At 57.2% G+C, this 21999-nt stretch carries 18 protein-coding genes and 1 pseudogene (1 of these 19 only partly in view); 4 read left to right on the top strand and 15 right to left on the bottom strand.

The features are described 5' to 3' along the window. Window positions 1-131: 131 nt before the first annotated feature. The 8 genes from FVQ81_04895 to FVQ81_04860 form a co-directional block, all read right to left on the bottom strand. Window positions 132-1667 carry a mercuric reductase gene (locus FVQ81_04895; protein ID MBW7995906.1) on the bottom strand — a complete coding sequence of 512 codons (1536 nt, stop codon included), beginning with the start codon at window positions 1665-1667 and terminating at the stop codon, window positions 132-134. A 15-nt stretch (window positions 1668-1682) separates the two neighbouring features. Next, window positions 1683-2411: a TVP38/TMEM64 family protein gene (locus FVQ81_04890; GenBank protein ID MBW7995905.1), complete on the bottom strand. Its 729-nt coding sequence runs from the start codon at window positions 2409-2411 to the stop codon at window positions 1683-1685. Continuing rightward, the gene (locus FVQ81_04885) at window positions 2408-3286 is read right to left on the bottom strand and encodes a DUF547 domain-containing protein (protein ID MBW7995904.1); all 879 of its coding nucleotides are present in this window, start codon (window positions 3284-3286) and stop codon (window positions 2408-2410) included. The genes FVQ81_04890 and FVQ81_04885 overlap by 4 nt, the downstream gene beginning before the upstream one ends. Before the next feature lie 379 nt (window positions 3287-3665). Continuing rightward, window positions 3666-4463, bottom strand: coding sequence for a hypothetical protein (locus FVQ81_04880; GenBank protein ID MBW7995903.1), 798 nt, complete (start codon window positions 4461-4463; stop codon window positions 3666-3668). A gap of 190 nt (window positions 4464-4653) precedes the next feature. Next, window positions 4654-5760 (bottom strand): DUF3179 domain-containing protein, encoded by a 1107-nt coding sequence (locus tag FVQ81_04875; GenBank protein ID MBW7995902.1) that lies wholly within the window; start codon window positions 5758-5760, stop codon window positions 4654-4656. A 488-nt stretch (window positions 5761-6248) separates the two neighbouring features. Then, entirely contained in the window at window positions 6249-7418 is a 1170-nt protein-coding gene (locus FVQ81_04870; protein MBW7995901.1) for a DUF2961 domain-containing protein, read from the bottom strand. Window positions 7419-7472: 54 nt separating this feature from the next. After that, window positions 7473-7676 carry a hypothetical protein gene (locus FVQ81_04865; protein MBW7995900.1) on the bottom strand — a complete coding sequence of 68 codons (204 nt, stop codon included), beginning with the start codon at window positions 7674-7676 and terminating at the stop codon, window positions 7473-7475. 202 nt (window positions 7677-7878) lie between these two features. Then, a complete protein-coding gene (locus tag FVQ81_04860; GenBank protein MBW7995899.1) occupies window positions 7879-9453 on the bottom strand; it encodes a DoxX family membrane protein in 1575 nt (524 codons plus the stop codon). A gap of 408 nt (window positions 9454-9861) precedes the next feature. Between FVQ81_04860 and FVQ81_04855 the strand changes: the two genes are divergently transcribed. Then, window positions 9862-10632: a hypothetical protein gene (locus tag FVQ81_04855; GenBank protein MBW7995898.1), complete on the top strand. Its 771-nt coding sequence runs from the start codon at window positions 9862-9864 to the stop codon at window positions 10630-10632. A gap of 532 nt (window positions 10633-11164) precedes the next feature. Here the strand turns inward: FVQ81_04855 and FVQ81_04850 are convergent. Then, window positions 11165-12217, bottom strand: coding sequence for a GHMP kinase (locus FVQ81_04850; protein ID MBW7995897.1), 1053 nt, complete (start codon window positions 12215-12217; stop codon window positions 11165-11167). Beyond that, entirely contained in the window at window positions 12214-12519 is a 306-nt protein-coding gene (locus tag FVQ81_04845; GenBank protein MBW7995896.1) for an antibiotic biosynthesis monooxygenase, read from the bottom strand. The genes FVQ81_04850 and FVQ81_04845 overlap by 4 nt, the downstream gene beginning before the upstream one ends. A gap of 257 nt (window positions 12520-12776) precedes the next feature. Here FVQ81_04845 and FVQ81_04840 point away from each other — a divergent pair, with 257 nt between their 5' ends. Next, on the top strand, window positions 12777-13319 hold the full coding sequence (locus FVQ81_04840) for a peptidylprolyl isomerase (protein MBW7995895.1): 543 nt from the start codon (window positions 12777-12779) through the stop codon (window positions 13317-13319). 293 nt (window positions 13320-13612) lie between these two features. Continuing rightward, window positions 13613-14554: a sulfurtransferase gene (locus tag FVQ81_04835; GenBank protein ID MBW7995894.1), complete on the top strand. Its 942-nt coding sequence runs from the start codon at window positions 13613-13615 to the stop codon at window positions 14552-14554. Between the two features lie 790 nt (window positions 14555-15344). On the opposite strand, the gene FVQ81_04830 is transcribed toward FVQ81_04835, so the two are convergent. After that, on the bottom strand, window positions 15345-16607 hold the full coding sequence (locus FVQ81_04830; protein MBW7995893.1) for an HD-GYP domain-containing protein: 1263 nt from the start codon (window positions 16605-16607) through the stop codon (window positions 15345-15347). Window positions 16608-16871: 264 nt separating this feature from the next. On the opposite strand from FVQ81_04830, the gene FVQ81_04825 reads away from it, so the two are divergent. After that, the gene (locus tag FVQ81_04825; GenBank protein ID MBW7995892.1) at window positions 16872-18293 is read left to right on the top strand and encodes a carbon-nitrogen hydrolase family protein; all 1422 of its coding nucleotides are present in this window, start codon (window positions 16872-16874) and stop codon (window positions 18291-18293) included. 342 nt (window positions 18294-18635) lie between these two features. Here the strand turns inward: FVQ81_04825 and FVQ81_04820 are convergent, their stop codons facing one another. The 4 genes and pseudogenes from FVQ81_04820 to FVQ81_04805 form a co-directional block, all read right to left on the bottom strand. Next, a complete protein-coding gene (locus tag FVQ81_04820) occupies window positions 18636-20756 on the bottom strand; it encodes a family 20 glycosylhydrolase (GenBank protein MBW7995891.1) in 2121 nt (706 codons plus the stop codon). A 125-nt stretch (window positions 20757-20881) separates the two neighbouring features. Beyond that, window positions 20882-21661 carry a thiazole synthase gene (locus FVQ81_04815; protein ID MBW7995890.1) on the bottom strand — a complete coding sequence of 260 codons (780 nt, stop codon included), beginning with the start codon at window positions 21659-21661 and terminating at the stop codon, window positions 20882-20884. Window positions 21662-21712: 51 nt separating this feature from the next. Then, window positions 21713-21919: a sulfur carrier protein ThiS gene (gene thiS, locus FVQ81_04810; protein ID MBW7995889.1), complete on the bottom strand. Its 207-nt coding sequence runs from the start codon at window positions 21917-21919 to the stop codon at window positions 21713-21715. A gap of 15 nt (window positions 21920-21934) precedes the next feature. Next, window positions 21935-21999: pseudogene (locus tag FVQ81_04805) on the bottom strand (thiamine phosphate synthase); it runs 598 nt beyond the window's last position.

Below are 21999 nucleotides of genomic sequence, written 5' to 3'. Positions count from 1 at the left end.
ATCCGATATTGGCCATATCAACCGAGATCAGCGCCGCCGCCCAGGAGCAATCCCAAGGTATCGAGCTGATCAGCGAAGCGGTTTCGCAGTTGGACAATGTCACCTCTGGCAGAACGCCTCTCGCTCTTTTATCATCCGCCTCTTCGCCAGGCCATCAAGCGTGTGAAGAGTGATTTGACGAACGGTGTGAGCCGCGTGCGACTGTAGGCATCGGCTGTCTGCTTGATCGCTTCGGCCTGGGACGGGTAAGGGTGAATAACTCCTGCCACAGTTCCTAAGCCGATGCCTCCCACGATAGCCAACGTCAGTTCGCTGATCATCTCACCGGCATGCCGCGCCACAATTGTGGCTCCAACTATCTTATCCGTTCCCTTTCTGACGTGGACCTTGACGAAGCCGTCTTCCTCGCCGTCCGCCAGAGCGCGATCCACTTCGCTGAGACTCCGCTTAAATGTAGTCAGTTCAATTCCCTGGGTCGCTGCGTCTTTTTCGTACAGACCGACATGGGCGATCTCGGGGTCCGTGAATGTGCACCACGGCATGGTCAGTGTGCTGAGCTTTTTCTTGCCGAAAAACAGAGCGTTCTGAATCACGATGCGGGCCGCCGCATCCGCCGCATGCGTGAACTTCCATTTCATGCAGATGTCGCCGGCCGCATAGATACGCGGGTTGGTGGTCTGGAGACGATCGTTTACGACAACACCCGCCCGCTTATCGTATTTGATTCCGACCACCTCAAGGTTCAGCCCGTCGACGTTGGGGGCGCGGCCGGCTCCCACCAGTATTTCGTCCACAGCCACGGTATGCTCTTTCCCCGCGCACGTATAGTGGATCAATTTCTCTTTACCCCGGATTTCCACCCGGCTTGGAGAGCAGCCTAGCACGAGTTCGATACCCTCCCGCTTGAACTGCTCCTGAACGATGGCCGCGGCATCCTCGTCTTCACGTTCAAGCAGGTGCTCGTTCATGTCGAAGAGCAATACCTGCGTACCGAGCCGCTGAAATGCCTGGGCCAACTCACAACCGATTGGCCCTCCACCGATCACAGCCATCCGAGAGGGCCGCTCGGTCAGGGAAAATACCGTCTCATTGGTCAGATAACCCGCCGATTCCAGTCCCTCGACGCCGGGCGAGACGGCGCGAGCACCCGTCGTAATGACCGCTCTTTTAAACCTGAGGGTTTTTCCGGCAACGGTGACGGTATCCGGTCCGCTGAACTGCCCCTCGCCAAGGAATACGTCCACACCCAACTCCGTAAATCTCTTTACCGAATCGTGGTGGCTGATCCGGGCCCGGATGCCCCGCATACGCTCCATCACGGCGCCAAAATCCACGGTTACTCCATCCGGCACGCGTACACCAAAACGTCCAGCCTCCCGAACGTCAGCCAGCGCCCGAGCGGAGCGGATGACAGCCTTGGACGGCACACAACCGACATTGAGGCAATCCCCACCGAGAAAGTGTTTCTCAATCAGCGCTACCTTTGCACCAAGCCCAGCCGCGCCTGCCGCGGTCACGAGCCCGGCGGTTCCGGCCCCGATTACGACGAGGTTGTATCGTGGTGCGGGTTCCGGATTGACCCAGTCCTGCGGGTGCACCTGCGCCACCAACTCCTGGTTGTGACTATCCCAAGGGCTGATAATACCGCCAATGTTGTTTTCAGACATAAAAAAGCCCTCATCTCAAGATGGGATGCGATTGTCCAAGGATTTTCGTGCTATTCGAGTGACGAAAACCGTTACGGCCACTGTCGCCAGCAGACCGACTGAGTAAAGAACCCATTCGCCCGCGGTGCGCGTGCGCCCGTCAGCTCCCAGGCTGGCGAGGTCCCCTGCCAGTGAGCCGAGGTACACGTACATCACCGTCCCCGGGATCATGCCGAGCCACGAGGCGAAAAAGTAGTGTTTTAGCGAGACTTTTGTTAAACCGAAAGCGTAGTTGAGGATGTTGAAGGGGAAAACAGGGGATAAACGGGTCAGCAGGACGATTTTCCAGCCCTCGCGCGCCACCGCCTCGTCAACGGCATTGAAGCGTTGATTACCGGCAATCCTTCCCGCCACCCAATCCCGCGCCAGGTAACGACCAACGAGAAAGGCGCAAGCGGCGCCAAGCGTCGACCCGATCGATACGACGATTGATCCCTTCACGACCCCGAACACAACGCCAGCGCCGAGGGTGAGAATGGAACCTGGAAGCAACAAAACACAAGCCAGGATATAGAGGATAATGAAAATCAAAAGGCCGAGGGGACCTAAACCGGAAATCCACGCAAGCGCAGCGCGGAAAACCTGCTGGAGATCGAAGCGCTGCGCGGCGAGAATAAAGACAGCGAGCGCGATCAGTGCCAGAACGATCTTGATTAAAGCACCCGCTCGGTTCGATGTCGGTTTTGCGGTTTTTTCGACGCTCATCTCACCCCCTCACGCTCATTGATCGACCAGTCATAGTCCAGGTATTTTACTTTATATCCACCCCCAATAAGATATTTCCGATCTTCCTTGCCCAGATAACGGCTTGAGAAATTGACTACCGCACGATCATCCGCGTCCAACCCCCCGAAGCCGACCTCGGGTGTGTATTTGCCGATAAAGTCCTCACCATACCATTTGAAAATCGGCGAGAGGTAGACCACGTTCTTCCGCCTGTCGATCCTGAACTTCAGGGGATTCCCAAAGAACTGCTTCGCCTGGTCATCCAGTTGCATGTTGAGTTTCTGATCCGTGTAGGCTTCACTACGCAATGGAGGGCAACCCTTGGCCGCACAAACCAGCGCCAAGTGGATTCTTGGTTCATCGTATTTTTTCCGTACAATTTCATGCTCCAGCGTGTTCAACGTAATCGTACCGCCAAACAGGCTGACCACCGGCTGACCCCATGGCCCCTTGAAGAAGCCACCGATGTCTTTGATACTTTTCACCGGGTAATTTTCCAAGATCAAACCCAATGTAGCGGCATTGTACAAGTTGATCAGAAAGGCAAGCTGTTGTGATTCGCTCCAGGAATTGAACCGGGTTTCAGCGACCTGGGCTAAACCATCAAGATATTGATCAAGCGCCCTGGAGTCGGTTTTCAGTCCTGAGTAGTCCACCATTCCGCTCTGCACATAATTTCCGGACAAACGATCATATTGCAGATGACGATGGTTAAACTCCTGGGCCAATGCTGGAGTGACAGTTAAAAAGAATAGAATTAGAATTAATATTCCGTTCGCCAAGGTCAGACAGAATTTCTTACACCAGAACCACTTTCCGTTTTCATGGCTCGATTCGTTGACTGATCCTCCCATGCCGCAGGCGACATGGCGGTTTTGAAAAAACAAGATCATTTCCTCCTCCATAGAGCGCTTTGAATCATATGTTTTCAAACTTAGAAATGCCAAGACAATTTTTCATGGTTGAAAATGGCCTCCGGATACTGGCGTGATATGCAAGTAAAGGGATTTCCATGACATTACATAATTAAAATCATCGCCACCCAGTTAGAGGCCATTTCAAAACTTCTGATTTAAAAAAGAGTCTAGACTTTTAGAGCCAGTTGCACAATTTATTAGGGCCGGAGGTGATAATCTTCCTCGCTTTTGCAGAACCCGCGGATTAGTCGGGGAGAGCCGCGGAATATTACAGATTTCATCCGGGAGGTTGACTGCAGCTATTCTTAAAGTGGTGTTACATCAGCCTGAACAGGGAGATACGCGTAGAGTAGCTCGTGCTGAATTGCACTCCTTTCACATTACGGTAAAGCGGTAATTCCCAGGATAAACCAAGGCTCAGGTCCCACGGCAAGTCCAAGTTTGCGCCAGGTGTAATATACAGCCAGTCGCCGCCGGTATTCGGTATTTCCGTGACTCCACGGGATCCCGCGGCGGCATGACGGTATGACATCAGCAGCCCCAGGCTGGCAGGAGTGTAAAATGGCAGCGTAAAGCGGTTTACGCCGAAAGACGCGGACAGGTCGTCGCCGAAATGATAGTTTCGATCATTCTCGCCGTTCAAGCGGTAGAAGACCGATAACATCAGCGAATACTGTCCAGCGGGATCAAGCTGCTGCGAGGCGTAAGCCCAGAATATCCAGTCCCAGGCTCCGCTGCCGGGCTGCATGTCCTCGGCTGTCAGAATTCCGCTCCGACGATCGTTCGATTCACCTAGCGGTATCTTGCTTCCAATCCCAACAGCGACCTCCCGGCCAGAAAAAATACCGGGCTTAGCAAGTGAGTACTTCAATATCACCAGGGCGTCTCCTGGCCCATCCACCTGCAGCGAATTGTCTGCTCCTGATGAGTTTCTTACCTCACGTTCCTGCCGAACTAGTGAGAAAGTCGAACTGAGGGTCAGGCGGCGGCTTATTCCGTAATCCATCAGGAGCTGAAGCGATTGCGCCGACCGGCTGCGCTCGGTGCCATCCACCAGTTGCCTGTTTCCCTGGTAGAGATCGTCAATCACCTGCCGGTTGTAACTCAGCCCCATATTCCAGGTTCCCCGGTTCAGTGTCCCGGTCTCGAACGGTCCCAGCGCCGACCCGGAAGCGCAACTGCAAGTTTGGCCGCTCAGTTGCGTCGTCCAGAGCAGAAAGGCCAGAGAAAGTATCAGCAGCGGTGGAATTCCAGCGAATGATCCTCCAAGAGCGACTAGCCGCGAACTCCGGTGTCTGGCTGTGTCAATCAACGTACACCTCCGTGTCCGGGTAAAAGTTGATCCAGGCGAACCAGTATGAGTTCATATTTACAGTAGGCGTAAGCCTCTGTCCGCTCAACTCTCCGGAGATTGCCTGGCCGAGGATATTCCAGGTGCTTCCGGTCTGGTCATCGCGAAGATTGAACGGATAGATTTGCACTGCACTAGTGTCCACGGAAAAAGTGAGGGGTTCTCCATTGTGGCTGAATCTAGCGAAGCTGACCACAAAGTTATCCGGACCGGAACCCGCAATCAGCACTGGAGCCGCACCCACCTGGTCGTTAATCGCAACGCGGCCGTTCAGACTCTTAATCGTATATGCCTTTGACGCTCCCCCGGCAATTATCCCGTGAATGCGCTCTTTCGGGTGCATGGAGTTGTCGGTTATCGAGATGGAAAACAGTGTGCCGCTGTTGGTCTTGTAGGTGCCGTAAGGATACCGCCCGTATGGCTGGTTGTGCCCGGTCTGTGTGGTCAACACTTCGGCGTTCGGGAACATCCGGCGAGCGGTAGCCACCGTGGTCTCGATCATCGGCAGTGGAACGACAGGCGTGCCGACAAGAGGTCCGTTGGCGCAGAGAAGCGACATCTGCGGCCATCTGCTGTCGGTTGCGCGGTCGTACATGATCAAGTTGTTGTTGTAGAGAAGGCCGCTGACTCCAAAACCTGAGCCGCTGACTATCGCGCGATCCACAATGACCGTGGAACCGGTGAGCGGACAATATGTGACTGATGCCCCCTTATCTCCCACCCGGTCGTTTACCACCTCGTGCCAATCCAGGATAGGGTGTGGATAAGCTCGAGCCTGCGAACCGTCGCTGGGAATGTAGATGACAACAAGGTCGTTGTCGCCCACCGCGCTCATGTTCGACCAGCCGCTTTGAAACCTGGGCGCGTCGATAGACGGAATTCCATCCTTGCCGGGGCCGCCGTCCTTGATCTGGTCCTGCGGTATCAGCCATTCGTTCGAGCCGGGTTGAGGCGAACCACCGCCGTCCGGCGCCAGGAGATCAGCTTTATCGGAGCCGCAGGCGAGCAACATAAGTAAAGCAAGCAGTGTTAAAGAAACAGAGTGCCTTGTCCTACACATAGCACCTCCCCGTCAAGTTCAGTTTCGAGTACAACTGCCACAGCGATTATTCGGTTTTAGATTTATTGTATTTTACAATGCTTCATCGTTATCGCCTCTTTTCTGACCTGTCTCTGGAGGCTGAGTTCAAGTTAGTTTTATCTTGTCCGTCAATTGGTCTGATGAGAAGAGATAACGTTACAAAAACTTTTCAGCAGGTTGATTCTTTGCAAAGTGTGGATAAATCAAGGATTCTCGGAGAATTCAAAAAGGAATTTCACACCAAGACAGAGGATTTACGCGGATAGCTGTCAAAAAACTGGCAGAAGAAATCAATCTTGGTCAGAAGAGGAACGAATGGCTCTTTGAATCCGCTCCCGAGCCTCGGGAAGGAGATGAACGGGGGAATCTCTCCACTGGCAGCCGGTTTCATTTCATCGCGCAAAACAACGCAGGGGCTGGTTTGAAACCAGCCCCTGCGTTTATTATCCCTGTGCAATGCTGTACTCTCAGCGTACTTCCAGATAATCCTTGTCCGGCAGCTTCGGAAATCCGGCGTGCGGCTCGCGCTGGTACCAGTAGGCCACCGAGGCGATATCGTCCTGCAGCGGCAGGTAACGGCCTCCGCTGCGCCAGCCCAGGGCCTGGATGGTCACTTTGAGGTCTTTTTCAAAGCGGATCGGGTCCATCACGTGCCAGCGGTACAGCCCGAAACGCTGGTTGGAGTTATCCGGACTCGAGGGACGGATCACCTGGGGCATGCCGGCGAAAATATTGGTGAACTCCTGGTAGTCCCCGTCCCTGGAATTGCCGAAATTATAGGAGCCGAGGAAATAGTCCTCGGTGCCGGTGCTGTTGATTGTCGGGAATTTGCTGTCGCCGTCCAGGTAGAACTTGATCTCGCCCTCGCCCCACCAGCCGTTGTTGTTCACTTGCCAGGCCATGTAGGTGCCCACATAGTGCCCCCAGCCCTTGATCCCGTCGACTATGGTATAAACATCCTTGTAGGGCAGCGGGTTGGTGCGGCGGTACTGGGCGTGGAAATAGGCCGCGTCCTCGGGAACGTCGGTGAGCGTATAGTCGATCTGGTAGTAGACCGTCATGGTGTCCGTATTGAGATTTTCGATAGTCAGCTTGGCGCCTTTCCGAAACGGCATCACCCAGTAGGAGTTCATCCCGCTGCCCGGATTGACCTGAATCGGCAGCGACGATACCTGGGCGAAATGGTTCCACGGCCCGCGCCAGCCGGCGCAGAAAAAGTCTCCCAGCGGGCTTTCCACCGACGGCTCTTTCTCGCCGTCCCAGTACATGCGCAGGATCGTGTAGCGGTAAACTCCGGCCAGGGTGATCCAGATATGCTGGATCGCGCCGGACCCCTGGATCTCGCCCAGGGTGAATGTCTCGCCGGGAGCCACGCGCACATATGGGTTAACCTTCCAGCCCTGGCCCAGATCGCGGGCGGCGCGGCTGGCCGAGCCCTCGCCCACCTTGGCCATCCCGCCTTTACCTTTCTCACCGCTGAAATTCTCCGGGCTGATTGAACGGGTCTTGGCATGGGAGAGCATGTACAGGTTGCCCAGGCTCATCTGCAGCGGGTCGAAATCCTGGGCCCGGATTTCAGCTCCGCAAACCAGTACGGCCACCGCCGCGCACAAGAACGTTACGACATTTTTACTCATCTGCTGCTCCCATCGTCGCTGAAGGTTAAACTGCACACTGCTGCACGTTGCCCGTCAGTCTCGCTTCCGTGTTATTCTGCCGGCCGGTTCCCCCAGGGTCATTACAGGGATTCCCCTGGCCCTGGCCTCGTCCGCCAGTTTTTCCTTCAAGCCGAACAGGTCCAGCTCTCCACGGATTACGTGGATCGGATGGAGGTTAACCACCCACGGGATTTCCTCGGCCGCGCAGAAATCGAGCCTCGTTATCAGAGTTTCCAACGCCTGCTCTTCTGCAGAGGATTGTCCATCCAGGCCACCTGAGTTGCTGAGTTTTGCCGCGGCCGCTCTGACACGGGCCGCCGGATAATAACCTATCGTTTTCCTACTCTCGCAGTCAATCAAAAAGTGGCCGGGATATAATAAAGCCCGGGCTGAACAATCAACCCGGGCTTTCAGCATGCATCTCAATCAACTTTTGCGCTCAGGCAATCGTCAGCGAGCGCCAGGGGCGGGTGCGCTGGAGGTCGCCGTTCAGCACGTCGATCGCCACGTTGACGTCATCGACCACCTGGAAGTCGTACATGCCCACGCAGATAAAGTCCGCGCCGCCGTTAAACGCATAGGGGAATCCCACCTCGGGCTTGATCGCCCCGGCGGCCAGCACTTTGTACGCGATCCAGGGCTGCTCCAGGTTGTTCATGTACTCCATCGTGGCCTCTGGTTTCTTGCACCAGATATTGTCGTGGTCTTCCTCGGGAATGGCCGACCAGTAATTGGTGTGGTGCAGGGTCTTGACCCAGTAATCGGGCACCAGCCCGGCCTCCACGCAGGCGATCACCGAGTTGAGGTCGTGGGCGCCGATACCCGCCGGGATCCCGTAGCCGCGGATCAGCTCCAGCGCCTCGCCGATCACGTCCAGCTTGCCCTCGGGCACCAGCCGGTCGGTGATTCCGCCCTGGACGTAGCAGGCGTGCGCGCCGCCGTCGACCGACACCCTGATCCCCTCGAGCACGTCGCCGTTCCAGGCACAGTCGCTGATGAACTGGATCTTGCCGCCGGTCTTGCGCCAGTACTCGCTGATCACGCGGCAGAGCGCCGGGTTGGTCAGGATCGTGTTCACCCCGCATTGTTCGGCCAGGCTGAAAGTCTCGAACACTTTACGGTCGTGGTGGTAGGCCTTGACCAGCTTGCTGGCGTAGATCAGGTCGCGGGCGTGCGCCCAGCCGCCGATCAGGTTGCCGCCCAGGATCAACCGGCTGAGTTCGAGGTTGCCGATCCTGGCCCTGGGCAGCGTACCCTTGAGGTCCTTGAGGCCGGAGAAATGAAAGGTCCTGGCGGTAGCGCTGGTAATCGCCTCGGTCTCGCCGCCGGCGGCCAGCAGGTGCTTTTCCTCCCAGCTTTCCCAGCCCCGCTTTTTCATGAACGCGAACGCGAACCCGCCCAGCACCGGCAGGGAGATCAGGGACTTGATCAGTTCGCGGCGTTCGAGCAATGAGCCGGACGGCTGTTCCTCCACTGTCTGCGCCACCGGTCCCGGCGGCACCGCGCGGTTCTCGGCGATCTTTTTCCGCATCGAATCGAGCAGCCTGTCGAGGCCGAAAAACGAGCCGGTCGGAAAGGCGGCCATCACCAGCAGAGCCAGCATTTCCACCAGGTTCTTGTCCACCACGAGGTAGTTGCCCTCGGTGAACAGCTCGTAGTCCAGGCCCACCAGCGGCGGATTGGCTATCCAGTAGAGCGACAGCAGAGTGATACCGCTGATCGCCGCGGCGCGGGTGAACATGCCCAGGAACAGTCCCAGGCCGATCAGCAGCAGTCCCCAGATATTGAGCAGGTCCACTGCCGCCAGCGCGGCCGGATGGGCCAGGATCCAGTCGAACAGGCCGCCCAGGATCCACTGCGATCCGGCAAGGTATCCGGCCGATGACCATCCAGGGTCCAGCAGCTTGACCAGACCCTCGTAGAGAAAATGCCAGCCAACAGCCATCCGCAGCAGCATCAAGCCGACAGTCTGGAGAGTCGAATACTTTGCGTCACCCTTTTCCTGCTGTACCATCTCTGCCATGGGCGGCCTCCTGGGAGCATGTATACGCGGGCGGGTTCCGGCCGCGCGTTTCCGATCAGATTCTTTTCCGGCAGTTTCCTTGCGAAAAGAATAGTTGATTAAGTTATCTCATTTTAAACTATTATCCGACCGACCTCAAGGATAAATTTAAGAAAAGATTCCTGGAGGTAAAAGCTGCGTGCTGAACAATTCCCGCGTCATTGATAATTAAACTGCAAATCAAGGGGATTTGCAGCAGTCAGTTGATTATCAGTTGCAGCAGGCCCGGCCGTAGCGGACGTTAATCGCGATCTATTGAGGCACTTGAGTTTTTCGGCCGCAGGATGCACATTAGACAGTAAAACCAGCCGGCGGCCGGTCAACGGCCCGTCACCAACAGCTACAAGTGGAGGATAATCGATGAACAAGTCTGCGATAATCGGCACTTTGAGCGCTGCTGTCTTCCTGCTGATCAGTTCCGCCCCTGTTCTGAACGCCGGGCCGGACAGCCACCTCTACACCGCGCGGAAAACCACCGAGGCGATCCATGTGGACGGTAAGCTGGACGAGCGCGTGTGGGACGACGCCCAGGCGGTAAGCCTGTCGGTGAAAAACGGCGGCGAACCGTCCCAGGCAACAACTGTGCGGATGCTCTGGGATGATTTCTACCTCTATTTCAGCTGGGACTGCGTGGACAGCCATATCTGGTCGACAATGACTGTCCGCGACCTTCCGCTCTACAACGAGGAAGTGGTCGAGGTGTTTATCGACGCCGACAGCGACGGGTTCGACTACGTGGAACTCGAGGTCAATCCGCTGGGCACGCTGTGGGACGGGTTCATTCTCAACCACGGGTTCGAGGGCGAGCGGGTGAAGCTGACCGGGATCCTGGCCTGGAACAGCCTGGATATCCGCTGGGCGGCCTGGCCGCGGGGTACTCTCAACGATCCGAGCGACACCGACCAGGGCTGGAGCGTCGAGATGGCTGTCCCGCTGGCCGATATTGTCACCGCGCCGAACAATCCCCCCCACGACGGGGATAAATGGCGGATCAATTTCTACCGGATCGATCTGCCCGGCGGCGCGGGCAAGCCCGGCGAGGGGCAGTCGTGGAGTCCGGTCAGCGGACGTACGTTCCATGACCCGGACTATTTCGGCACGCTGATTTTCAGTACGGAACTGGTGCCCTGAACACGCGCGGGAAGCTGAAGAAATGATCCTTTCGGGCGCAGCCGCTTAATCCTGCGGGGCGGATGGGTGAAACAGACCTATTAGTAAAAGCAATTGAGCGGATTCGCACATATTTGTGTCCGGTAATGTTGCTTTATTGCGCACAATTTGCCGGGCCGTTTTCTGTTGAGCAAAAGTGCGGGAGAAATCAGAAGCCGATTAAAAGCTTATATTGTGATACTTACAAAAGGACAGTCAAAACACATGGAGCCTGCAAACAATCTGGCACGGCGATTGCTATTACATAAACACGTCCGCCGGAGAGGTGGACGGAACAAAATCGACAACGCGATTTTCAGACCCAACGCACTGGACGAAGACAAAATCTCATTAGGGAAAGCGAGATCCGAGTGGACGTCACGCCCTGGCAGTTCATCGGGGACTTCGAAATCCGGGCCGCTTCCTCAACCCTGTAATGGTCTTCGCTTGCCAGCTACGCTGGGTCTTTTTTTATCCCTTTCCCCGCCGTCTGACAATTCTTCAATTTCAACGATCACTGTTCCCAGATTCTCAAGCCGTGGCGGCTGAGGTAGATCGGGATATTGGCGAAAGCAGCGCTCTCCTGTTCGATCTCGCGGATCATCGCCCGTTGCGCAAACGACTGCTGTGAACACAGCAGGGTCAGCGAACCTCCGTCGCCGCCCGCGCCGTTAACTTTCCAGCCCACCGCTCCATAATCCCTGGCGATTTCGATTACCCGGTCGGCCTCGGGGCTGACCAGGTCGGGATGCAGGTTGCGCTGGGCCTCCGTATTATCCGCCATCGCGCGGCCCAGCGACGAGAAATCTCCCCGGTAGAGCGCATCGCGGCTGGCCGGGGCTGTCTCCCGCAGCGGCTCCAGTTTCGGGCTGCCGGGCCCCTCGTTTTCCAGCCCGGCGATAACCTGATCGTGCAGCTGAGAGGAGTGGTGCGACCTGCCCAGGTAAATCAGCGCCAGCCGACGTTCCAGTTCCCACCAGATCGAATTGGACACCTGGATCCGGCTCAGCGTGGCGTGCGGATATTCGTGCATCTCGATATAATTGACTCCGCCGTAGGTGGAACAGAGCTGGTCCTGGATTCCGCTCTGCAGATCCAGCATTTCTGTTTCCACCGAGTGAGCGGTATAAGCAATCTCGTGAGGCGCCAGCCTGCCGGGAGTCAGGCAGTCAAGCGCTCCCACCAGCGCCACGGTCACCGCGGCGCTGGTGCCGGTACCCGCTCCGCTGGGGGCCTCGCTGTAAATCGTGATTTCAAACGCGTAGTCATCCGGCACGTTCATCCGCCGGATAGTGGCCTCGAGCAGGGGGTGACGGTCCCAGTCGCCGCCTTTGCTGCTGCCGAGAGCGTAACGCTCGCCGAAATTTTCCGCGTTGATTACTATCCGCTCCGCCGTCGCTGTGCGAGGATAAATCTCAAGCTGCACCTCGACAATCGGATAGACGCCGATATTGAAAATCCGTCCGTGGCCGGCGAACCAGGTGTCGGTCCAGCCGCCGTTGTCACAGATACGGATCGGCGCGGCGCTGTTGATTATCTTGATCGCACCTTTTGCGCTGCCGCTCACCTGGAGCTGATCTCCTCCCAGAGAGTTATCCGGACAGGTTCGGCCAGCAGATCATCGGCCAGTTCCATGAACCGCGCCAGGTAGGGTTGCTGCAGGTGGATATCCAGGTCCCCCTTGCTGCGCCAGTTTTCGTGGAACATGAATAACGACGGGTCCTCGCTGCCGCGGTGCATGTCGTAGTTGATACAGCCCTCCTCTTCACGGGTCGGCGCGATCAGCGCTTCGAGTTCCCGCCGCACCTGGTCTTCCCTGCCGCTTTTCGCTTTGATCACCGCTACCACGGTAACTTTATCCTGCGCCATAATCCCTCCCGATACATGAATGATCCCGGCTCGAAGATGCAGTGCAAGAATAATAATCGATCCCACCCCGCCGGGGCAATCCCCGCGGCGAAAACATGCCGCAGCCGCTAAAATCCTTGACAATTAATCAGTTATTGGCTAGTTAACTGTACCTTGAACCAAACTTGTTATGACCAGTTGTTTCGCGCCGTGTCTGCCGCCGTCGGACCATCGGAGATAGCCGCTAAACATGATAACGGGTCTCACGTGCCTGGAAAGTGAGAACAGTAATGTGGTTCGACAGCAGGTTATTGCGTGGCAGCACAGCGATTATCGCGCTTGTATTCGTAATCGGCTGCGGAGGTTCATCCGACGGGCAGGACGGAGGGGGCGGAAAGGTTGTGGCTGCGGGCGATACCGTCAGCCTGACCTACATGGGGTCTCTCGCGGACGGCTCGGTGTTCGACTCCACGCTGACCGGCCAGTCGTTTCAGTTTGTCGCGGGTGCGGGAGATGTGATCGCCGGCTTCGACGAGGCCGTGATAGGCATGGCGCTGAACGAATCCAAAACTTTCACCATCCCCGATTCGATGGCCTACGGGCAGCGCAGCGAGGCGAGGTTCCGCAAACTCCCCAAGTCGCAATTTCCGGAAGGCATGAATCCCGAGGTGGGGATACGCATTCAGCTTCAGAACGACCAGGGGCGCCCGTTTCCCGCAGTGGTAAGCGCGGTTGCCGGGGACAGTGTGACCCTCGACCTGAACCATCCCCTGGCCGGCCAGGACCTGACTTTCGAGATCGTGGTTATCGGGATCAACTGATAAGTTACGGCACTAAACAACTAAAGGCCGTCCTGATGGACGGCCTTTAGTTGTTTGCTGCTGCTTTTCGATTCAGACCAGCGGCAGGGCCAGCAGCGTGAAATAGATCGCCAGGCCCAGGATCGTGTTGCCGGCAACCTTGATCTTCTCTATCGCGCTCATTGTTTTCTCCAGTTGGTTTATCGTTGTTTTGCTTTCCAATCGCTCCTTCTGTATCTTATGACAGCGAAGCTGCCCGTCCGGTTTCATTTTTTCCCGCAGTTCAATTCTCTCTGCAATCGGAGGCCAGAGGCGTGACCGGTTCAGGCTGGACTAAATTACTATTTGCGGCGCTGCTCGTGATCGCCTGCGGCGCATCCGAGCAGCATGAGAACAGCAGCCGGCCGCTGGTGGTGGCAAACGAACCGGCGGTGCGGTATTCGATGCTTGTTTCGACTGAATGGCTGAGCGAAAGACTCGGCGCGGATGAGCTCGTTATCCTGCATGTATCCGCCAGGCGCGATGGCTACGACAGGGAGCATATTCCCGCAGCCCGGTATGTCGGCTGGGACCAGATTACCGAATCCGACGGCGGGATCGCCAACGAGCTTCCTCCGGTGGAAAAGCTTACCCTGCTGGTCCGCGGCCTGGGGATCGACCGGAACAGCAGGGTGGTGATTTACGATGAGGGGAACGGAATCATGGCCGCCCGCGCTTACTTAACACTGGACTACCTGGGACTGGGAGAAAACTCGGCTTTGCTGGACGGCCAATTGGTGGTCTGGAAAGCGGAGGGACGGCCCTTGAGCGACATCACCCCGGAGGTTCAGCTTTCCGCTTTCCAGCCCGAGGTTAACAGCAATATCGTGGCGGGCATGGATGAGGTTCAGCAGATAGTCGGCGGCGGGGACACTCCCCTGCTGGATTGCCGTCCGCCTGACCAGTTCAGCGGCGAAGCTCCCGGCGGGGATATCGGCCGCGGTGGTCATATCCCCGGAGCGTTCAACCTGCCGGTGATCCGCAGCCTGGCCGGACCGGACAACCCGAAATTGCTGGAAATCGATGAACTCAGGGCACTGTACAGCCAGGCGGGCTTCAGCGGGGATATGCCGGTGGTCAGCTACTGCCGTACCGGCCGAAGCGCATCGCTGAGTTATTTTGTGCTGAAATATCTGGGCTATGATGCGCGGTTATACGACGGGTCGTTCAGTCAGTGGCAGGGTGTGGAGGAAAACCCGGTGGAAACAGGACAATGAATCAGCAATGAGTCTTAAGCAGTTCTCGAAATATCGAAAAGGCTATCAGATATTTGATACTTTTCTCTCTCCAACTGTTTTTTCAACTGCCTTTTAGAAAATTCTGCCCACCCCGTCCTAACGGCCAACTTAATCTCAATTAAACAAATAGGGATTAAGCTGCAGCCTGCGCTCCGTTAATCAGGACATGGCATGCTAAATGCCTTTATTTCAAGTGGTTCATGTGCCGGGGTCAGATATCCAATGGCAAATTCTCGCAATTTATTGAAACCAGTAAGCTTCTGATTGTGTCTTATGAAATAGAAAGAGAACGTTCCAGACTCGATATCATTCACTTAACTGGAAATTGGAAAGGAGGTGAGAAAAAATGAAGACCCATAAGGACTCTTATAATAAGTATGGTTGCTCTGCGGCTCTTTATTGTAAGGTGGCTCTAGCTTGCTTCGCTTACTTTGGGATTATTGCAACTTTTATTGCTCTGGGAGCGATCACGTGAGACGATCTGAAATTGATCTTATCACCTAAAGCCGATGTTCTTTTTTGGAGCGTCGGCTTTTGTTTTCTTATCAGCTTGACAGAAGCTCCTCAGTGCCTGCCCCGTTTCTGCACGTGTGAAGTGTGAAGTTGACGGCGAGATCGTGGGACTTGACTCCGGGACTTATAATCCAGCGGTTTGTACGCTTGACGGAGCCGTTCTTTGTTCGACCGCAATGACAGTAAACTGAAAAGCACGCAAAAAGGGCGGCCGTTGCGGCCGCCCTTGTAAAATCAAGCCGCTCAAAGCCTGTTATCACTTCTCCGCCGCCCCGCGCTCGATCTGTTTGCCCAGCATCATGATGAAACTGTTGAGGATGTCGTTGTCGTAGTCGTGCCGGGTTTTGGACAGGAAACTCAGCGCCTCGAACGGGCTCAGCGCTTTTTTGTACGAGCGCTCCGTGGTCAGCGCGTCGTAAATGTCCACGATCGAGCTGATCCGGCCGAAAGTGCCGATCTCTCCGTCCTTGATTCCGTGCGGGTAGCCGATACCAGTCAGCTTTTCGTGGTGCTGGATTACCGGCTCAAGGACCTGCTCCGGCAGGTCGTGGCTTTCCTTGAGCGTGTTGTAACCCATGATCACGTGATCTTTCATCGACTTGAATTCTTCCTCTGTCAGCCTGCCGGGCTTGTTGATCAGCCGGGAATCGACCATGCTTTTACCAACGTCGTGAAGCATGCCCCCCAGGCCGAGCCACTCCAGGTCCGGTTTCTTGGGCAGGCCGATCACGGTGCCCAGCGCCACGCTGAACGTACAGACATTCATCGAATGGACATAAGTGTAGTAATCGTGGCCCTGCACTTTCATCAGCGAGTAAAACGACGCTTCGTTGTCGAGGATGAAATCCACCAGCGAGGTTACGGACTCGTCGGCCTGCTTGATTCCATCTCCGCTGCGGGGGTCTGCGAGCACATCCTTGACCACCATCTTGCTCATCTCGCGCAGGGCCGTGGCCTGACGTTCCGGGGGGCCGTCCATCGCCTCGTCCAGCACCCGCTTGACAAAGTCCCTGTAGGCGGTCCTGTCTTCGTTGCGGATCATGATTTCCTTATCCGCGGCCAGCGGACGTGTCAGCTCCCAGGGTCCCCTTATCTTTCCCTCGAAATCTTCCGCCGGGACAACCTCGTTTTCCTCGTGGTAGTACAGCGTAAAGTCCACTTCCTGTCCGGTATCGAAAATCGAGCTGTTGACCACGTGGTAGTTTTCGAGAATATCGTGGTAGCGTTCCACTTCGGCGGGATCGACAAAACAGCCGGAGAAACCCTGTTTGCCGTAAATTTCTTCCTGCTTCTGGCGGATCTCGTCGCGGTATTTTTCGTAGAGTTCCAGGTCCTGCTTGGAGACGTACAAAGAATCGACCCGGTTGTCCATCAGGTTGCTCAGCGCCTTGTTCTCGAATCGGATTTTGGCCTTGCGGTACAGTACGTAACGGTCTTTCTGGCGGATATACAGATCGAAATTGGGGACAGAATCCACCACGATCTTTTTCAATGGTACCGGGAAATACTCCTCAGCCACTTATGCCCCCGTTGACTCTGTGTGTGCCTCCCTGGATCGTTTAGTCATTATAACGAGTCAGAGTGCAATTAACAAAGAAAAAATAACCGGACTTGTTGAGAGTCGGGCAGATGGCCTCCAGTGAGTGCTCCGGGTTGGGAATGCAGCCGGAGACATTTCCCTTACCTTCGCTTGGTTTATTTCTAAAATCACAACCGGAATCAGGGCGGATTCCCGCTGCTTGACCGCCGAGGCCGGAGGGGTTTATACTCATGAGCCGGAAAGATGGGATCGAGCCGTGATAATCACAGACAACGGGAGACTGCAATGATCAGAGATAAATGCTGCTCCGCCCTTTTCAGGACAACGGCGCTTCTTGTTTTGCTGCTGACAGCCGCCTCTTTCGGACAGGCCGGGAGCGAGACCACCGCCGGAGTGGAGTTCTCTGCGGATACTTTCTCTCCAGGGCAAACGCCGGCCACGCTCGAGAACTGGGACTCCTGGAGCCAGCGCGAGCAGACCAGTCCGGATTTTTTCACTGCTGAACTGCCCAATCTCGGCGGCTCGGGCAGCCTGGGGATCGGCGGGGCCAGCAACACCTCCGCCCACGGCTGCTGGGTGTCCACCGTGGATGGCATCGAACCGGGCAAATACTACCGGTTCGAGGCCTGGTTCACGGCCAGGGCGGTCCCCTACCCGCGTCAGCAGGTGTTAAGCCGGCTGGACTGGCGGCGGGCCGACGGCGGACGGGCGGGCCAGCCGGAGTACGTGCTGGAAAGCGGCTCAGAGGGCGAATGGACCCGCAACTCCGGTGTGTTCAGGGCCCCGGACAGAGCGACCAGCGTGGAGCTCGAACTTTATCTGAGCTACTGCCCCCAGGGTACGGTCTGGTGGGACAGAATATCCCTGGTCGAGGCGCCAGCCCCCGGCGAGCGCAAGGTACGGGTGGCGACAGTTAATTTCCAGCCGCACAGGGTGGGCGACAGCAAGGCCAGCGTGGCAGCGTATATCCCCTGGCTCGAAGAAGCCGGCCGCAACGGCTGCGATATCGTCTGTATCGGCGAGGGGATCAACCTGGCCGGAGTGACCGAGGGCAGGACGTACGCCGAAACGGCAGAGCCGATACCCGGCGCGGCCACCAGGCTGCTCGGCGAGGTGGCGAAAAAGTACGGCATGTATATCGTGGGGGCGATGGGTGAGCGGGAGGGCCACGCGATCTACAACACGGCCGTGCTGATCGACCGCGAGGGGCGGGTGGCCGGCAAGTACCGTAAGGTCTACCTGCCGCGCGAGGAGATCGAGGCCGGCTGCACGCCCGGCGACGCATTCCCGGTGTTCGACACGGATTTCGGCAGGATCGGGATGATGATCTGCTGGGACGTGCAGTACTCGGACCCCGCCCGTGCGCTGGCCGTGCAGGGCGCGGAGATTATCTTCTGCCCGATCTGGGGCGGCAACGCCACGCTGGCCAAGGCCCGTGCGATCGAAAACCAGACTTTCCTGGTCACCTCGGCCTACAGCGACCTGCCGACAGCGATCTACGGCCACTGGGGTGAACTGCTGGCCGAGGTAACAGAGAAACCCGGCGTGGTCTGGACCGACCTGGACCTCAACGAAACGTTCCCCGATCCCTGGCTCGGCGACATGCGCCACCGGTTTATCCGCGAGCGACGGGCCGATATCGAGCTGCCGGCGCTGGAGTACTAGCAAGGCAGGAGACAGGAGACAGGAGTCAGAAGTCAGACGAACAGCAAAAAGACAAAAGGCAGGAGGCAGAAGTCAGGAGATAGAAGCCAGTATAGCCTTTTGCGGCTTTGACACAACGGCTACTCACCATTCTTGTACTTTAGCCATTGGATATGTCTTATATGCGTTTATTGACTGGGCATTGTTAAAAATTAATGGATTGGGCAAATAGCAGGATGCTTTAAGACTGCTGAAGGACATAGCCCCTTTGTCTCCCGGCTCCTTTATTACTGCCATTATTCTATCTCCTGTCTCCTGACTCCTGAATTCTCTGCTTTATTCTGATTCCTGAATTCCCACCTTTTACAGATACGTCTCCCGGTACCAGGCCGTGTATTCCGTGAGCTTCGCCAGGTAGTCCTCCAGGCCCAGCATCTGCTCGTCGCAGATCAGGTAGCTCATGTCCGGCCGGCGGAAGCCGAAATGACGGGCGCGGTCCTGTTGGAAGAAAAATTTCTTCTCCGGCGTATCCATCCCTTTGGGCAGCCGGGTTTTCTCCCAGACAGCCACCAGGTTTCCATAAACTTCCCCGCGTTCGGCCAGAATGCCCTTCACGATCCCACCGGCTTTCTCCAGCCCGTCCAGCGCCGCCTCGTGGCTGACAAAGCGGGCCCGGTGGGCCTCGGTGACCGCATCCTCCAGCGCCGCCAGATCGATATAGACTTTGGCCGTGTGGGCGATCAGTTCGGCGATCGAGAGGAACACCTCGAAATCGTAGAGGTGGCGTACGTTTTCCTGCACCATGTTCGCCTTGCAGATTGCGACCGCCTTCTGCATCTGTCCGTACTGGTGACGGGAGCGACCGATCATCTGGGCGTATTCCCGTGTCCAGAACGGGTCGTACTCGATAGCGTCCCAGCGTGGCAGATCGGGCAAGTGGGTCTTGCCCACGTCGCCCCAGTGCCACACCTTACGCTCGAACGCATCCATGTAGAAAAAGGCGCCGTAGTTAAGCAGTGTCCACAGCTCGCGCATTTCCAGGGAACCCTTGCCGTAATAGCTGACAAAAAACTTGTCGATAAACTCTTCCAGGCCCGGCCCACCGCCGTTCCACGACCATTCCGCGCTGTTGATCCAGCTCATCATCCAGACCTGGTTATGCAGCCCGCTGTCGTCCCACGAAGTATTGATCATCACGTCGTAGCCGCCCGACCGGGCGGCCGCCGCCACCGGTTCGCGTGAGCGCTCCAGGCAGCTGCCCTCGTAGTACGGACTCTCGCTGTGAAAATAGGGCAGGAACAGGTGTTCTATCCCGGGGTTGGGGTCGTAAACGTAGGTTTCGTAACCGGCCGCCCTGGCGGCGGCGGCATGCCCGGGGTTCCGACCGCCGACAACATGTCCCCTGGGAGGCTTCAGCCCTGATTCAGGGTTGAACCCGCCGCCCCAGCTTAAGGGGGTACGCCCCATTTTCAGCACGTATTCGCTGCAGCGGTTGATAAATTTCTGGAACAGCCCGTCCTTCCCCAGCTTCTCCATCTCGGCCTGGCAGCCGCACTCCACACCCAGGCCCAGCTCGTAGGTTTCATCACAGCCGATATGGAGATATTTCGAGCCGGGAGTGGCCTCCGCCGCGTCTTTCCACAGCTCGAACAGCAGCTCGTAGCTGCCCTCCTTGAGCGGACAATATTCCCAGTTGGAGGCCGGGATTTCGCGAAGGTGGGCGAACTCGGGCCATTTGAGCGTGAAACTGACATGGCCCAGGCCCTGCACCAGCGGGACGATCTGCACATGATACTTGCGGGCGTAAGCTGTCAGGGCCTGCATCTCTTCTTTCGTAAACGCTCCGGGCGCGCCGATCACGGGGTGGCTCGGGTACTCGAACTTGTCTTCCCACTCCCAGAGCAGCATGTTGATCTTGTAATCGGCCAGGTCGCGGATAAAGCTCTGGACATACTCATACTTGTCCTGATGGTGCTTGGTGTCGTAATGGGCGGCGCGCTTGCGGATATCCGGCTTGTCTGATATTTTGAGGTGGTTGACATACAGGCTGCTGCCGTGGCGTTTGAGCAGTTGCAGCAGGGTGCGGGTACCGTAGAACAGCCCGGCCTCGCCGGCGGCCTGCACGGTAATCCCATCGCTGTCCACTGTCAGCCTGTACGCCTGCTCTCCCAGAGCAGCGTCTTTCACGCGTTCCAGCACGATCGCCGGCCCCCGCCCCCGCTCGCCCACCTGAGCCCGCGCTCCATACTCTGCAACCAGCCGCTGCACGAGGTCATCGGCGGCGAACCTGTCGGCCGCGGTGACGTTACCCTCCAGCGCGACCGTGATCCTGCGGCCCAGCGCCAGACTGTCGCCGGTCACTTCCACGCTCTGCGGATGCGGGATCAGCGCGATACCATTCTCCCACAGCACTGATTTTTCGGCGAGCACACTGCCGGAAGAAACCAGCAGAAACAGCACAGCGGCGGTCAGAACTTTTCGCATTGCTCCTCCGGCATGATAGGACTTAAGGGTAAGTTTTATTCCAAACCGAATATATAAGAATTAATCATATTGTCGATAAAAAATCTGGAACCCCGACCAGGTTCCCGGTCGGAAGTGCGGAGAAACTACTCGATCATGCCGCCGGTGGGGCTGCTGGGGTCTGCGTACTGCTTGCGCTCCATCCGGCCGGCCAGGTAGGCCAGACGGCCGCTTTCCAGGGCCAGCCTCATCGCCCGGGCCATCGCCACCGGGTCCCGGGCCGCCGCGATCCCGGTGTTCATCAGGATCCCATCGACTCCCAGCTCCATCGCCACAGCGGCGTCACTGGCCGTGCCCACGCCCGCGTCCACTATCACCGGCACGCTCACCGCATCCTTGATAAAGCGGATATTGATCGGGTTGAGAATCCCCATGCCGCTGCCGATCGGGCTGGCCAGCGGCATGACCGCCACCGCCCCGGCTTGCTCCAGACGGCGGGCGATAATCAGATCGTCGCTGGTGTAGGGTAGCACCTTGAACCCCTCCTTGACCAGAATTCGAGTGGCCTCCAGCAGGCCCTCCACGTCCGGCAGCAGGGTTTTCTCATCGCCGATAACCTCCAGCTTGACCCACTCGCTCATCCCGGCCTCGCGGCCCAGGCGGGCCGTGCGGACCGCGTCATCCACCGAATAACAGCCGGCGGTGTTGGGCAGGATGAAATACTTGTCCGGGTCGATAAAATTCAGCAGGGCGTCCTCCGTGCTGCGCTTCAGATCTACCCTGCGCACGGCGACCGTGATCACCTCCGCCCCGCTGGCCTCGTGGGCGGCCACCATCGTCTGGTTGTCCTTGTACTTGCCGGTACCGACCAGCAGCCGGCTGCGGAACGTGCGTCCGGCGATTTGAAGTCCCTTGTCCTGCTCCATCGTGAAGTCCTTCCTGTGGATAATAAATCCGCAAAAACACGCCCCCCCCCCTCAGCAGCCCCCGCCGACAAACTCGATTATCTCCAGCACGTCGCCCTCGCCCAGTTTCGTCTCCTCGTACTGTTCCTGTTTAACGATCTGCTTGTTGCACTCCACCGCCACCCTGCGCTCGCCGATACCGAGTTCCCGCAGAAGGTCGGCCACCAGGGCTCCGTCCTGCACCTGCCGCTGTTCTCCGTTGACAGTAACCGTAATCATATCTCTATCCCCGTTTCAGAGAGTCGGTGTGTTGAATTCGGCCGCCAGAGTTCGGACTGCCGCGCCCGGGTCCGGGGCGT

The organism is Candidatus Glassbacteria bacterium (genome assembly GCA_019456185.1).
GTDB lineage: Bacteria > Gemmatimonadota > Glassbacteria > GWA2-58-10 > GWA2-58-10 > JAJRTS01.
This window is presented reverse-complemented; position numbering and strand designations above follow the sequence as displayed.

What these genes read in the sequence shown, in the direction of transcription:
- FVQ81_04895 (MBW7995906.1), bottom strand. Translation starts at nt 1,667, where the DNA reads ATGTCTGAAAACAACATTGGCGGTATTATCAGCCCTTGGGATAGTCAC.
- FVQ81_04890 (MBW7995905.1), bottom strand. Translation starts at nt 2,411, where the DNA reads ATGAGCGTCGAAAAAACCGCAAAACCGACATCGAACCGAGCGGGTGCT.
- FVQ81_04885 (MBW7995904.1), bottom strand. Translation starts at nt 3,286, where the DNA reads ATGGGAGGATCAGTCAACGAATCGAGCCATGAAAACGGAAAGTGGTTC.
- FVQ81_04880 (MBW7995903.1), bottom strand. Translation starts at nt 4,463, where the DNA reads ATGGGGCTGAGTTACAACCGGCAGGTGATTGACGATCTCTACCAGGGA.
- FVQ81_04875 (MBW7995902.1), bottom strand. Translation starts at nt 5,760, where the DNA reads ATGTGTAGGACAAGGCACTCTGTTTCTTTAACACTGCTTGCTTTACTT.
- FVQ81_04870 (MBW7995901.1), bottom strand. Translation starts at nt 7,418, where the DNA reads ATGAGTAAAAATGTCGTAACGTTCTTGTGCGCGGCGGTGGCCGTACTG.
- FVQ81_04860 (MBW7995899.1), bottom strand. Translation starts at nt 9,453, where the DNA reads ATGGTACAGCAGGAAAAGGGTGACGCAAAGTATTCGACTCTCCAGACT.
- FVQ81_04855 (MBW7995898.1), top strand. Translation starts at nt 9,862, where the DNA reads ATGAACAAGTCTGCGATAATCGGCACTTTGAGCGCTGCTGTCTTCCTG.
- FVQ81_04845 (MBW7995896.1), bottom strand. Translation starts at nt 12,519, where the DNA reads ATGGCGCAGGATAAAGTTACCGTGGTAGCGGTGATCAAAGCGAAAAGC.
- FVQ81_04825 (MBW7995892.1), top strand. Translation starts at nt 16,872, where the DNA reads ATGGGATCGAGCCGTGATAATCACAGACAACGGGAGACTGCAATGATC.
- FVQ81_04820 (MBW7995891.1), bottom strand. Translation starts at nt 20,756, where the DNA reads ATGCGAAAAGTTCTGACCGCCGCTGTGCTGTTTCTGCTGGTTTCTTCC.
- FVQ81_04815 (MBW7995890.1), bottom strand. Translation starts at nt 21,661, where the DNA reads ATGGAGCAGGACAAGGGACTTCAAATCGCCGGACGCACGTTCCGCAGC.
- thiS (MBW7995889.1), bottom strand. Translation starts at nt 21,919, where the DNA reads ATGATTACGGTTACTGTCAACGGAGAACAGCGGCAGGTGCAGGACGGA.